General features: G+C 27.6%; 12 protein-coding genes. 8 read left to right on the top strand and 4 right to left on the bottom strand.

The window, feature by feature from the left end; all coding sequences use genetic code 11:
- Positions 1-12: 12 nt before the first annotated feature.
- Together speD and L3B98_RS23435 are read right to left on the bottom strand one after the other, a co-directional pair.
- Complete coding sequence (gene speD, locus L3B98_RS23440) at positions 13-831, bottom strand: adenosylmethionine decarboxylase (protein WP_173682137.1); 819 nt, start codon at positions 829-831, stop codon at positions 13-15.
- A gap of 313 nt (positions 832-1,144) precedes the next feature.
- Positions 1,145-1,837 carry a hypothetical protein gene (locus L3B98_RS23435; protein WP_015394712.1) on the bottom strand — a complete coding sequence of 231 codons (693 nt, stop codon included), beginning with the start codon at positions 1,835-1,837 and terminating at the stop codon, positions 1,145-1,147.
- A gap of 259 nt (positions 1,838-2,096) precedes the next feature.
- Between L3B98_RS23435 and L3B98_RS23430 the strand changes: the two genes are divergently transcribed.
- Together L3B98_RS23430 and L3B98_RS23425 are read left to right on the top strand one after the other, a co-directional pair.
- On the top strand, positions 2,097-2,270 hold the full coding sequence (locus L3B98_RS23430; RefSeq protein ID WP_015394713.1) for a hypothetical protein: 174 nt from the start codon (positions 2,097-2,099) through the stop codon (positions 2,268-2,270).
- A 17-nt stretch (positions 2,271-2,287) separates the two neighbouring features.
- Entirely contained in the window at positions 2,288-2,536 is a 249-nt protein-coding gene (locus L3B98_RS23425) for a spore coat protein (RefSeq protein ID WP_238918442.1), read from the top strand.
- Positions 2,537-2,668: 132 nt separating this feature from the next.
- Here the strand turns inward: L3B98_RS23425 and L3B98_RS23420 are convergent, their stop codons facing one another.
- Entirely contained in the window at positions 2,669-3,481 is an 813-nt protein-coding gene (locus L3B98_RS23420; protein ID WP_238918441.1) for a hypothetical protein, read from the bottom strand.
- A 330-nt stretch (positions 3,482-3,811) separates the two neighbouring features.
- Here L3B98_RS23420 and L3B98_RS23415 point away from each other — a divergent pair, with 330 nt between their 5' ends.
- The 6 genes from L3B98_RS23415 (at position 3,812) to L3B98_RS23390 (ending at position 11,706) form a co-directional block, all read left to right on the top strand.
- Entirely contained in the window at positions 3,812-5,959 is a 2,148-nt protein-coding gene (locus L3B98_RS23415; protein WP_238918440.1) for a methyl-accepting chemotaxis protein, read from the top strand.
- A gap of 66 nt (positions 5,960-6,025) precedes the next feature.
- Positions 6,026-6,457 carry a hypothetical protein gene (locus L3B98_RS23410; protein WP_015394717.1) on the top strand — a complete coding sequence of 144 codons (432 nt, stop codon included), beginning with the start codon at positions 6,026-6,028 and terminating at the stop codon, positions 6,455-6,457.
- Between the two features lie 297 nt (positions 6,458-6,754).
- Entirely contained in the window at positions 6,755-7,924 is a 1,170-nt protein-coding gene (locus tag L3B98_RS23405; protein WP_238918439.1) for a galactokinase, read from the top strand.
- 33 nt (positions 7,925-7,957) lie between these two features.
- Positions 7,958-8,950 carry a UDP-glucose 4-epimerase GalE gene (gene galE, locus L3B98_RS23400; protein ID WP_238918438.1) on the top strand — a complete coding sequence of 331 codons (993 nt, stop codon included), beginning with the start codon at positions 7,958-7,960 and terminating at the stop codon, positions 8,948-8,950.
- Positions 8,951-9,174: 224 nt separating this feature from the next.
- Complete coding sequence (gene galT, locus L3B98_RS23395; protein WP_238918437.1) at positions 9,175-10,677, top strand: UDP-glucose--hexose-1-phosphate uridylyltransferase; 1,503 nt, start codon at positions 9,175-9,177, stop codon at positions 10,675-10,677.
- Between the two features lie 15 nt (positions 10,678-10,692).
- Complete coding sequence (locus L3B98_RS23390) at positions 10,693-11,706, top strand: LacI family DNA-binding transcriptional regulator (protein ID WP_238918436.1); 1,014 nt, start codon at positions 10,693-10,695, stop codon at positions 11,704-11,706.
- Between the two features lie 214 nt (positions 11,707-11,920).
- Here the strand turns inward: L3B98_RS23390 and L3B98_RS23385 are convergent, their stop codons facing one another.
- Positions 11,921-12,868: a methyl-accepting chemotaxis protein gene (locus L3B98_RS23385; RefSeq protein WP_238918435.1), complete on the bottom strand. Its 948-nt coding sequence runs from the start codon at positions 12,866-12,868 to the stop codon at positions 11,921-11,923.
- Positions 12,869-13,037 lie beyond the last annotated feature (169 nt).

Raw genomic sequence — 13,037 nt, 5'->3', positions numbered from 1 at the left:
TCTGTTCCTCCGTTAATATATATTTACTCCACTAAAAATCTCAATCATTTCTTTTCTTAAATTATTTTCGATTTCAAGCCTTTGCTTTGGCTTAATTTCATAAACATCTCTATTGAAAAGATAATTTTGAAGATGCATTTCTTTAATTAACATTTTAGTATGAAATATATTTGATTGATACACATTTATATCCATTGCATCATATTTTTCTAAAGTTTCTATATCGATATAATCTTGTATCGATGTTATTTTGTGATCTATAAATAATTTTTTGCCATCAACATCTCGAGTAAACCCTCTGACACGATAATCTATTGTTATTATGTCTGAATCAAAACTTCCGATAAGATAATTTAATGTATTTAATGGAGATACCTCTCCACAAGTGGCTACATCAATATCCACTCTAAAAGTAGCAATTGAATTATCTGGATGATATTCTGGATAAGTATGAACTGTTACATGACTTTTATCTAAGTGTCCTACTACAGTCTCCCTAGATTTCAAAACTTCGATTTCACCTTTGTTGCAAGAGTCATCTATTTTTTGTACTCCTATATTTTTTTCTGATATTAATATAGTTACACTTGCTCCTTGAGGATCATAATCCTGCTTAGAAATATTAAGTACATGTGCTCCAATACTTTCCGTTACATCACACAGAATCCTTGTAAGTCTTTCCGAATTGTATTGCTCATCTATATAAGCAATATAGTCCTTTTGCTCGCGCTCACTTTTTGCATAGCATACATCATAGATGTTAAAGCTAAGTGTTTTGGTGAGGTTGTTAAAGCCGTATAACTTCAGCTTGTTGTCCAACCCTAACATCACAACCTTTCTGGCTTAAATTAATTTCTAGTCGCATAGGATTTGTTTCAAAATCCATATATTATATATCGATAAGTTTTCATCTAATTCTTATTATTGTAAATAATAAGTTTTTGTACCCAGCAAATACTAAATTTAAAGTCAATATTGAAACATTTTATCATACAACATTGACATTTTACTATATTATGTTTAAAAATGCTACTGTTTATGACAATATTTCTTGAATATCCACTATAAATTTATTTAAAGTCACTTATGCTCTGTTTTCTTTAATATTCCTTATCATTTCATATACATATAAGCGCAAATTCAACTAACTATTTTTTTTCATAGCTCTCTCTTTCACATATTGATTATATTCTTCTATTGAATAAACTTCTGGTTCTCTTACTTCTTCTAAGAAATGTGAAGCTTCAGCATCAGCATTGCTAAAGGCCAAAACTGATTTATACATTTCTATGGCTTTATTATAATCTCTATACTCATCCTTTGGTACATAAGCTCCCATATGCCATCTTATCATCAAACATTCTTCTAATGTAAGTTTAACAAATTGTTGAAGTAAAATTACACTTTTTTCCCCGTGCCCTAATGGAATTTTATCATCAAATTCATAAGAGGCATATCCTATCCACTTTCCAGTCATTTCATCTTTTTTTAATCTCATGGTTTTATCATACAAGTTGCACTTGCATAAATCATGCAAGTACCCAGTTAAATACATTGTATCATTACTTAATCCTAGCTTATATTGTTTATTCTTTTGAATTAATAGTTCAACAACATTGTCAGAATGAAATGCTAAACCTCCATCAAAGTTTGAATGAAACTTTGTTGATGCAGGTGCTGTAAAATAATCAGTCCTTTCAGTAAGATAATTAATTAATTCATCTATTCCATCTCTATTAATAGAGCTTAATCTTTCTAATATTTTATCCTTTAGTTCTTGCATCTCCTGTGCTGCCTTAGCTTTTGTCATTTCTTTCAAGTCGCGTAAATCACTCATTGATACATCTCCTTACATTGATTAAGTTCTTAATATTATAACTTTTAGTATTTCAGAATAAGTTTATTATATTTATTCTTCTTTTACTATTCTATCACTTTTGAAAAAAAACTTATATCATTCTATTAAATGATATAAGTTTTTAAATTAAACATATTATAATTCAAATCTATATTTTATAAAAGAAAAAAATACCTAAAGTATAAAATTATATTTTTAATCACATAATATTATTGCAAAATGCTAGGAGGTGAAAATTATGAGTCCAAAAGAATTATCGTATATTGAAGATGCACTAAATCATGAAAGACATATGAAAACAAAATGTTCAGATTATGCCAATAAAATACAAGATTCAGAACTTAAATCTTATGTAACTCAATTATCTAATGCTCATCAACAGAGATTTAATGAATTTTTAAATTTATTATAATTAAGGAGAATCAAATTATGAATGATAAAGAATTATTTGAAGACCTTTTGCTTACAGTAAAAGGTGGATCTGATTTATATTTACATGGAACAATAGAATCATCTACTCAAAACGTTCATGGCACATTTGATAAAGCATTAAATGATTCCTTAAAAATGCAGAATGAAATTTACACTAAAATGTCTCAAAAGGGTTGGTATCCATCAGAAAAAGCTGATCAAAACAAAATAAATCAAGCTAAACAAAAATTTTCATCACAACAATAAGAGTATCTTATATTCAAATATAGTTTTTACTAAATAAAAAATGCAGATTTTAATTTAACATTTAAGTTAAATAAAATCTGCATTTTTAGATAAAACAAAACTATTAAATTTCTTATTGTTATAAAATCCAAATCATTTATTATCAAATATTTTTTCTTCTGATACTTTTTTATATTTTTTTTGTAATTTATTTATAGTTTTATCTTCATTAAACCTATTATATGGCCATATCCTTGTCTCTACTTTGCATCTGATCCATTCTGCTTTTAGATATATTTGTACCAATACATCTATCTCACTATTTAAACAATCAATCTCATTTTCATATTTATTAATCAAATAATCGCTTTCTTTTATTATTTGACTGATTAGTACTGGATTAGCTAAATATAATAATTTCACTTGCTTTTTTAATTCAGACAAACTCATATTATTTAAATTCTCAGTATTAATTCCTATATTTAAGAACTGCTCTAATACCCGTTTTTCACTTATGGAATCGATTATTTCATCGAATTTAATTAAAAGTTCTTCCTCATTCTTAATAAATTTAATCGTATTTTTACAATAATATATAAGCAAATAGCTATTTAATGCAGCTTTCAATTCTTCTACTTTAGAAATTAATATAATATCATGCTTTCCAGTAAAGTTAAGATGCATTTTTATTAATGATACTATTTTTTCAAGCTCTCTTCTATAGGCTATTTTATTAAATCCATCTTTAGTTATTATATACAAATTAGTTATATTACTTAATTCTTTTAAAGAAGCAATATAAGATCTGAAAGTATTAATCCATATCACTCTAAATTTTGTTATATTGTTTATATATAGGGTTTTCTTATTTTGGCATAAATTCAATACTCCTGTTATAAAAGTAATCATAATTCCTGTAAATGTAATTATATCAATTATTTCCAATTCAATTTCTCCAACTCTCATAAATCACTCCATAATTTTATTCTAATCAAGAATTTTGCTTCTTAAAAAAATAAAATGTTTTAACATAGTTGAATTTATTTTATACATATTTTTATCTTTTATTCCCTAAAATTTAACCATGAAACTTTATTTTATTAAGATTATTATATAATTTTCTATAAATCATATTTTTTTCTAAATTAATATGTACTTTTATATAATTTTGAATTATTATAAATAAATATACACAAATACCAATCAACTTAATATGTTTTAATCTATATTTTTCACAAATTAATAATAGAAATTTATTGAAATTTATACTATTTTATATAAATTTAGGAGGTAAAAATGAAATTCACAAAAAATAAAAATCAAAATCCTGTTAATAAAAAAATCAAATTGAGTAATTTCTCATTTAAACAAAAATTTATCAATTTAAAGAAAAAAAATGAAAATTCAACGAAGTCTTCTTATAGTCACTTAAATGATAATTTTAAATTAAATAGAAACTCAATCAGCTTCAAAGTGCTTTTAAAAGTCGTTCCCATTGTAATTATTACATTAATAATAGTGTCAGTCTTCACTTACACTTCAGCACAAAAGGCATTATACTCTAACAGTTTGGAATTATTAAATCAATTAAGTAGCATTACAGCACAAGATATCAGTGATGTAATGACAGAAAAGATAAAATCTATTGACAGTTTAGCTCATAATCCAATAATCACAAATCCAGAAGCACCAATGCAGGATAAACTTAACATATTATTAGAAGAAAAGAAATTTCAGCAATATAATAATATGGGTATAGCAACTCCTGATGGAAAGCTAACTCTTTTGGATGGAAGTACTGTAAATATTAAGTCTTACGATTACTTTTCCATAGCACTTTCTGGACATTCTTATGTTTCAGAACCTTTTCAAAGTAATTTTAGCAAAGATTTTGTAATTGCAATATCTGCTCCAATTAAAGATATGAATAAGACGTTAGGAGTTTTAGTTGCTTTTAAATCAGGAGATGAAATATCAAATATAAGTAAAAAAATATCTTTTCTAAGTACTGGTAAAGCATATGTAGTAAATTCCAACAGTAAAATAATTGGACATTCTAATGAAGACTATGTAAAAAATGCAACTAATCTTGGTGAAATTTTAACTAATACTGACAAATCAGCTCCTTACGATTTATTAAGCAAAATTTCTCAAGCTCAAAGTGGTTCGACAGAAATTATTTCTGATAATAAATTACAAACTTTATCATATTCACTAGTTCCAAGTACTGGGTGGTCAGTAATTGTTACAGTTGAAAATGATGACTTACTAAAATCTGTAGCAAACTTAAAATTTACAAATATTATCACTGGTATTGCTAGTCTTATATTAATATCTTTAATACTAATTTTTGCAATTTCAAAAATTTCTAAACAGATATTATATGTTGTTAGCTTAATGAAAACTTACGCTCAAGGTGATTTTTCTGTTGAGATACATGAAAAGAACTTGAAAGATCCAACTGAAACAGGAATTATGTGTAATTCTCTTATGAGTATAAAGAACTCCCTTAATACTAGTATTGATATGATAAAAAGTAATTCTTCTAATCTTAATGAACAATCAACTGGTTTGTCCTCTATTTCTGAAGAATTATCTTCACTTATAGATACTATTGTTAGAGCAATTAGTGATATTTCTGAAGGAACATCAAATCAAACTGATAATCTAATTAGCAGTACAAATAATTTAAATGAATTTGGTGAAAAAATTTCAACTCTTACTGATAAAGTTAATGATGTAACAATGACTTCATCTGAAATTGGTACTAAAGCTAAAAAAGGAAACGCTGAAATCCAAGTATTAGTTACTTCAATAGAATTATTAAACAATAACTTTAATGACTTCAATAAATCTTTGGCTGTTATGGCAAATGATATTAAAGAAGTTAATGAGATGACTTCCTTAATTAATAGTATATCAGAGCAAACTAATTTACTTGCTTTAAATGCTGCAATCGAAGCTGCAAGAGCTGGTGAAGCTGGAAGAGGCTTTACAGTTGTTGCTGATGAAATAAGAAAACTTGCAGAAATGAGTAAAAACTCTGCTCAAACCATTTATTCCATTGTATCAAAGGTTCTAAATAATACTGATAATATATCTAAGAATACTAATAATATTACAAAGGATGTCCAAAATCAAACGGATGTTATTAAAAATACAATAACGGCATTTAATGAAATTTCAACATCTGTAGAAGAAATGGTACCTCAAATGTATTCAATTGCTAAAGACTTTGTTGATTTGAATTCAGAAAAAGATGCTCTTGTGACTAATATCACTAACATTTCTGCAGTAGCACAGCAGATTTCTGCTACTACTCAAGAGATATATTCTTCTTCTGAAGAATTAAGCTCAGCTAGCTCTGAAGTTGCTAATTCTGCACAAAAGGTTAGTACTTTATCAAATGAATTGAATGAAAGCTTTGATCAATTTAAATTTTAAAACAGTATCGTTTTATACATCTTTGCAATAAACTGTAGTAAAGCAATTTATAGATAAGGTGGTAAAATGAATCCATTAATAAATTTAATACTTTCATCTCTTTTTAATGGTATGGGCAATGGTATGATGAATAACCCTATGATGCCTAACCAAAATGGAAATATGCAAAACCAAATGAGTGGCATGAATCCAAATATGATGACTGGTAACCCTTTATTAAACCTTCTTATGGGGAGTATGTTTGGTGGTATGAATCAAATGAATGGAAATCCATTAATGAGTATGCTAATGGGTAATCCGCAAAATGGTAATAATATGCCATTTGGAAATTCTACCAACACCAACAATAATCCTCAATTCAACAATATGAATTCAAATAACCCTAATATGAATAACATTGCTCCTCTTTTAAGCATGTTAATGGGTAATCAAAATCGAATGGGTATGCCTAATATGATGAATAATACCCAAAATAGAAATTCTTATCCAAAAAAATAGTAGGATAAATAATAGGTAGTTTAAGTGACTACCTATTAATTTTTTTTGCAAAATATAGATATACAATGCAAGAATTAGAAAACCCTTTCTATGCTTAATTCATTCTTCATAATAAGATTATGTATAAATTTAAAACTAATTTACATTAAATAAAGTTAATCAATCACTTTTCTTTATAACTTTCTGCTAATTATTATTTAAAATACCTTATACAAAAAATTTTCTTAAAATTATTAATTCCCCCTTTACTTTTATATAGTAAGCGGTTACTATATAAATAAGAAGGAGGAATTGATTATGGAAAATATTAATGTACTAAAAAATGATTTTACTGAATTATTTAAAAAGGACTCTGAAAATGTTTACTTCTCACCTGGAAGAGTTAACTTAATTGGTGAGCACACTGATTATAATGGAGGTAACGTTTTTCCTTGTGCCCTTACTATTGGAACATATGCTTTAGTAACTAAAAGATCAGATAAAAAAGTATTAGTTAGTTCTTTAAATTTTAAAGAATTAGGAATAATTGAATTTAATTTAGAAAATATGGTTTATGATAAAGCTCATGATTGGGCAAATTATCCTAAGGGTGTAATTAAAACTTTTGAAAATCATGGCTTTAATATTACTAACGGCTTTGAAATACTTTTCTATGGAAATATTCCAAACGGTTCTGGATTATCTTCTTCTGCTTCAATAGAAGTTTTAATGGGTGTAATATTAAATGAAACATTTAATTTTAATATCGATATGGTAGAAATCGTTAAAATGTGCCAAGAAGCTGAAAATAAATTTATAGGTGTAAATTGTGGAATAATGGATCAGTTTGCCATTGGTATGGGAAAAGATAACTGTGCTATACTTTTAGATTGTAACACTCTAAATTATTCTTACAGTAATATAAATATGGAAGGCTACAAAATAGTAATTGCTAATACAAACAAAAAACGTGGCTTAGCTGATTCTAAATACAACGAAAGAAGAAGTGAATGCGAAGATGCTTTAGCAAAAATTCAAAAGGTAAAAAATATTAAAGCTCTTGGAGAACTTACTGAAGAAGAATTTGAAGAAGTAAAAGATTGTATTGGCGATCCAATTAAAATTAAGAGAGCAAAACATGCAGTATATGAAAATAGAAGAACTTTAAAAGCTGTAAAAGCTTTAGAAGAAAATGATCTTACCTTATTCGGAAAGCTTATGAATGCTTCTCACGTTTCCTTAAGAGATGATTATGAAGTTACTGGGATAGAATTAGATACTTTAGTAGCTTTAGCTTGGGAAACTGAAGGTGTTATTGGTGCTCGTATGACAGGTGCTGGTTTTGGTGGATGTACTGTTAACATTATTAAAGAAGACTGCATTGATGCTTTCATTGAAAAAGTTAAAAAAGCATACACTGATAAAATAGGTTACGAACCTGATTTTTATGTAGTAAATATTTCTGGTGGTGCTAGAAAACTTAGTTAAATCTATTTTTATAATATAAAGGGAGATGTTAATATGTCAATTTTAGTTTGTGGTGGTGCTGGATATATCGGCTCACATACAGTACATGAACTTGTAAAACAAAATAAGGATGTAGTAATTGTTGATAATCTTCAATCAGGTCATATAAAGGCTGTTAATCCAAACGCTAAATTTTATAAAGGCGATATAAGAGATGCAGAATTTTTAGATAAAGTTTTCTCTGAAAACAATATTGAAGCTGTAATACATTTTGCTGCTAATTCTTTAGTTGGCGAAAGTATGATAAAACCACTTTTATACTTCAACAATAATGTTTATGGAATGCAAATTTTACTTGAAAGCATGGTAAAACACAACATAAAACATATTGTATTCTCTTCTACTGCTGCAGTATATGGAGAACCAAAAAGAATTCCAATACTTGAAGATGATGAAACAAATCCAACAAATCCTTATGGAGAAACAAAATTAACAATGGAAAAAATGATGAAATGGGTTGGGCAAGCTAACGGAATAACCTATGTTTCCTTAAGATACTTCAATGCAGCTGGTGCTATTGAAGATGGAAGTATTGGTGAAGATCATTCTCCTGAAAGTCACTTAATACCATTAATTCTTCAGGTTCCATTAAAGAAAAGAGAAGCTATAACTGTTTTTGGTGAAGATTATGATACTCCAGATGGCACTTGTATTAGAGATTATATACATGTACTTGATTTAGCAGATGCACATATAAAAGCTGTTGAGTATTTACTTAAAGGAAATGAAAGCAATATTTTCAACTTAGGTAATGGAGTTGGATTTAGCGTAAAAGAAATGATTGATTCAGCAAAAGAAGCTACTAATGAAGATATAAAAGTAGTAATAGGTGATCGCCGTGCTGGTGACCCTGCAAGATTAATTGCTTCAAATGAAAAAGCAAGAAACGTCTTAGGGTGGAAGCCTAAATTTACAGATGTAAAAGATGTTATAGGTACTGCTTGGGGATGGCATAAAGCTCATCCAAATGGATTTGAGGATAGATAATATAATATCATAGTTTTATAAAAAATTGTAAGTGATTAGGTAAGGAAAAGATTAAAGTTTTCCTTAACTCTTCACTTATCCTTTTAAATAAACCACTCTATCTTACCGCATTTTCTCTATTTAGGCCTAAGAACTGTTTACAAATCAATTTTTCTTTCATACTAATAATTTATACCAATTATACTTTTAATTTATATACTATTGTTAAAATCAAGGAGGTCATTATGATAAACATAAATCTTGAAATAAATAGATTAATTAACTTTGCTTTAAATAAAAAATTAATAACTAATAATGATATAATTTATTCAACAAATATGATACTAGGTACCTTAAATTTAAATGAATTTGAAGTTTCAAAAGTAGATGAAACGCTTGAAACTCCAACTCCTATTTTAGAGAACATTTTAGATTATGCATGTGAAAACAATTTAATAGAAAACACTACTACTGAAAGAGACTTATTTGATACTCAAATAATGAATTGTCTAATGCCAAGACCTTCAGAAGTTATAAATAAATTTAATGAATTATATAATTCTTCCCCAGAAAAAGCCACTGAATATTATTATGATTTGAGTATTGCATCGAATTATATAAGGAAAGATAGAATAGATAAAAATATTGTTTGGAAAGCACCTACTGAATATGGTGATTTAGATATAACTATAAATTTATCTAAACCTGAAAAGGATCCCAGAGATATAGCAAAGGCTAAATTAGTGAAATCAAGCTCTTATCCAAAATGTTTATTATGTAAAGAAAATGAAGGATTTTTTGGGCATATGAATCACCCAGCAAGGCAGACACATAGAATTATACCTTTAGCTTTTGATGAAGGACAAAAGTATTTCTTACAATATTCTCCTTATACTTACTATAATGAGCATTGTATTATTTTCAATGCTGAACATATACCAATGAAAATCAATAAAGCAACTTTTAAGAATCTATTAAATTTTACAGATATACTTCCTCATTATTTTGCAGGATCTAATGCAGACTTACCAATAGTTGGTGGATCAATATTATCACATGACCACTACCAAGGTGGACATTACACCTTTGCAATGGAAAAAGCTCCTGTAGAAAAGAATTATTCTATGTCAGGTTATGGTGAGGTTGAAATAGGCAGAGTTAAATGGCCAATGTCTGTTGTTAGACTTACAAGTGATAATAATGAAAAACTATTAGATTTAGCTGATCATATATTAACTTCTTGGAGAAATTATTCTGATGAATCTGTAGAAATACTAAGTCATACAGGTGATGAACCACATAATACAATAACTCCTATTTCAAGAAAAAGAAACGGAAAATATGAACTTGACTTAGTTCTTAGAAATAATAGAACTAGTGCAGAACACCCACTTGGAATCTTCCATCCTCATGATGAAGTACATCATATAAAGAAAGAAAATATTGGGCTTATTGAGGTTATGGGACTTGCAGTTCTTCCTGCTAGATTAAAAGAAGAATTAAATATATTAAAAGAGAATTTAATTAATAAAACATCAGACATATCAGATAATGAAACAGTAGCAAAACATTCAAAATGGTATAAATACATTTTAGGAAAATACAGCACTATATCTGCTGAGAATGCTGAAGACATTTTAAAATCAGAAGTTGGTCTTAAATTTTCAGAAGTATTAAACCATGCTGGTGTATTTAAAAGAAATGAACAAGGTCTTGCTGCTTTCGATAAATTTATAAATACATTATAATAAGGTGGAATAGTTATGAAATTAACCATAGTAGATGTGGCTAAAAAAGCAAATGTATCTGTTGCAACAGTTTCAAGGGTAATGAATGGAAATTATCCAGTGAAAGAGGAAACAAAAAGAAGAGTATTAGAAGTAATAGAAGAACTTAATTATATTCCTAATATGCAAGCACGTGAACTTACACAACAAAAGTCAGCTACTATTGGTGTTGTGGTTCCAAGTATTAATAATATGTTTTTCCCAGAAGTTATAAACGGAATTGAAAATAGTTTAAAAGTTCAGTCCTTATCTTTAGTTTTAGCATGCAGTAATAATGACATGGATGAAGAGAAGCTATGTATAAATAACTTATTATCTAGAAATGTATCTGGTATAATTGTAATCGACCCTAATACAGGTAATATTAAATCAAAGTTTTACAATTCTATCTCAAAGTTAACTCCTCTTGTATTTGTAAATGGTTATTCCACTTCAGCAAGTATTTCTTCAGTAGTTAATGATGAAGCTATGGGTGCAAATATGGCAATAGATTATCTTTTAGAAAATAATCACAAAGATATATTATTAGTACGAGGTAAAGATAGTTATTCTTATGATATAAAGGAAAAAGTATATATTGAAAAAATGGAAAAAATAAATGCTTTTAATTCAAAAAATATTATTAACATCGGTAATGGAAATAGCAGCGAGACTGTTGACAATACAATAAATAAATTTATTGAAATACTAAAGATAACTTCAGCAACTGCTGTATTAGCTTGTAATGACCTTATGGCAGTAGGCGTTCTTAATGCCTGTAAGAAATTAAATATAGATGTTCCAGGAAAATTATCTATTATAGGCTTTGATAATATTGATTTAAGTAAGTTTGTTGAGCCAAAATTAACTACTATAGATCAAAATATGTTTCTTCTAGGAACAAATGCTGCAACTTTATTATTAGAGAAAATAGAATATGATAATTCTTGCAGCAAAAGAATAATTCTTATGAATTCGTTAATTGAACGCGATACTGTAAGTTCAATCTGATTAATTTCACTTATAATCACATAGAACAGAAGTAGCTACGCCACGTTTAATTAATATTGAATAATGAATGATTAAGGAGGATATTCCTTCGGAATATCTCTTTAATCTTAATAAGTTTCAAGTTGCAGGAAAGCTCCTAATTGCAGCATAGTTGCTCTTTTTATTTAAGTTCCTTTATTGCAGCATAGCTGCTCTTTTTATAGGTGTATCTATTTTATTCTCTAACATAATCAGATATTTTAGACACACTTTCTTCTAATTTCTTATCTACCTTACCAGCCTCTTCAATATGACCCATGATTTGATTATTTGTTGTTATAATCGTTGAATCTACTTCTTTTATTGTGCTAATAGTTTTAGCCACATAATCTTTTTGCGAATCTATTGTACTTATTAATTTACCAGCTTCTTCTTCAACAATATTGAATGAATTTAAAGCTTCTTCTATTTTTTCTAGTGCTCCTTTAGAGGATTTTACACCTTCTGAAACTACAAATGTACTTTTTTCAACATTACTTAAAACATTTCTAGTTTGTGAATCTATACTACTAATTAGCTTAGATATATTACTACTGCTTTCACCTGTCATTTCAGCTAATTTTCTTACTTCATCTGCAACAACCGAAAATCCTCTTCCTTGCTCTCCTGCTCTAGCAGCTTCTATTGCAGCATTAAGTGCAAGAAGATTGGTTTGAGATGCTATTCCACTAATCAATTGAGCTATTTCTCCAATCTCCTTTAACTTCTCCCCTAAGGTAGTAATACTCTTATATGTATCTTTTGTTTCTAAATCAAGGTTTTCAATTACTTTAATCATTCCTTCAACAGATTCTTTTCCTTCAATTGATTTTTCTAATGTACTTTTTGTTATTGTTAACAAATTTCCACCTTGATTTGATAGTTTATCTGTTGATTCACTAGTTTGCTCAGTAAAATTTAATACTTTGTGCATTTGTTTATCAATTTGTTCTGCTAATTCTGAGAGAATATCATGCTCGCTATTAACTTTATTATGTTGTTTTATTATATCTTCAATATGTACACTAATCCTCTTTAAAAATTCTATAGTATCATTATTTTTAGCTTGAACTTGTACTTTATTTTCATTTATACCTGTATTTTGAACAGATTCATTACTGTTTGCCTTCTTAAAAAAACTCATTCTTTTGTATCCTCCCTAATAGTTTACTATTACTATTTTCGTATAATTATATTAATAACTGAATTGAAAAAGAAAAAAATAGCATTATTAATTTAAAATAAGTTGCAAGAGAACAAACATTCTTATATAATATAATTAGCGAATGTTTGTTCTGCTCATTTCATTGAAT

It is taken from the genome of Clostridium sp. YIM B02555 (assembly GCF_022320955.1).
Taxonomy (GTDB): Bacteria; Bacillota; Clostridia; order Clostridiales; family Clostridiaceae; genus Clostridium; species Clostridium saccharoperbutylacetonicum.
The sequence above is the reverse complement of the archived record's forward strand: the minus strand, read 5'-3'. Positions and strand labels throughout refer to the sequence as shown.

Excerpts from the sequence above, each read along its gene's own strand:
- L3B98_RS23420 (WP_238918441.1), bottom strand. The coding sequence starts at position 3,481 with ATGAGAGTTGGAGAAATTGAATTGGAAATAATTGATATAATTACATTT.
- L3B98_RS23385 (WP_238918435.1), bottom strand. The coding sequence starts at position 12,868 with ATGAGTTTTTTTAAGAAGGCAAACAGTAATGAATCTGTTCAAAATACA.
- L3B98_RS23415 (WP_238918440.1), top strand. The coding sequence starts at position 3,812 with ATGAAATTCACAAAAAATAAAAATCAAAATCCTGTTAATAAAAAAATC.
- L3B98_RS23410 (WP_015394717.1), top strand. The coding sequence starts at position 6,026 with ATGAATCCATTAATAAATTTAATACTTTCATCTCTTTTTAATGGTATG.
- L3B98_RS23430 (WP_015394713.1), top strand. The coding sequence starts at position 2,097 with ATGAGTCCAAAAGAATTATCGTATATTGAAGATGCACTAAATCATGAA.
- L3B98_RS23405 (WP_238918439.1), top strand. The coding sequence starts at position 6,755 with ATGGAAAATATTAATGTACTAAAAAATGATTTTACTGAATTATTTAAA.
- galE (WP_238918438.1), top strand. The coding sequence starts at position 7,958 with ATGTCAATTTTAGTTTGTGGTGGTGCTGGATATATCGGCTCACATACA.
- galT (WP_238918437.1), top strand. The coding sequence starts at position 9,175 with ATGATAAACATAAATCTTGAAATAAATAGATTAATTAACTTTGCTTTA.
- L3B98_RS23390 (WP_238918436.1), top strand. The coding sequence starts at position 10,693 with ATGAAATTAACCATAGTAGATGTGGCTAAAAAAGCAAATGTATCTGTT.
- L3B98_RS23435 (WP_015394712.1), bottom strand. The coding sequence starts at position 1,837 with ATGAGTGATTTACGCGACTTGAAAGAAATGACAAAAGCTAAGGCAGCA.
- L3B98_RS23425 (WP_238918442.1), top strand. The coding sequence starts at position 2,288 with ATGAATGATAAAGAATTATTTGAAGACCTTTTGCTTACAGTAAAAGGT.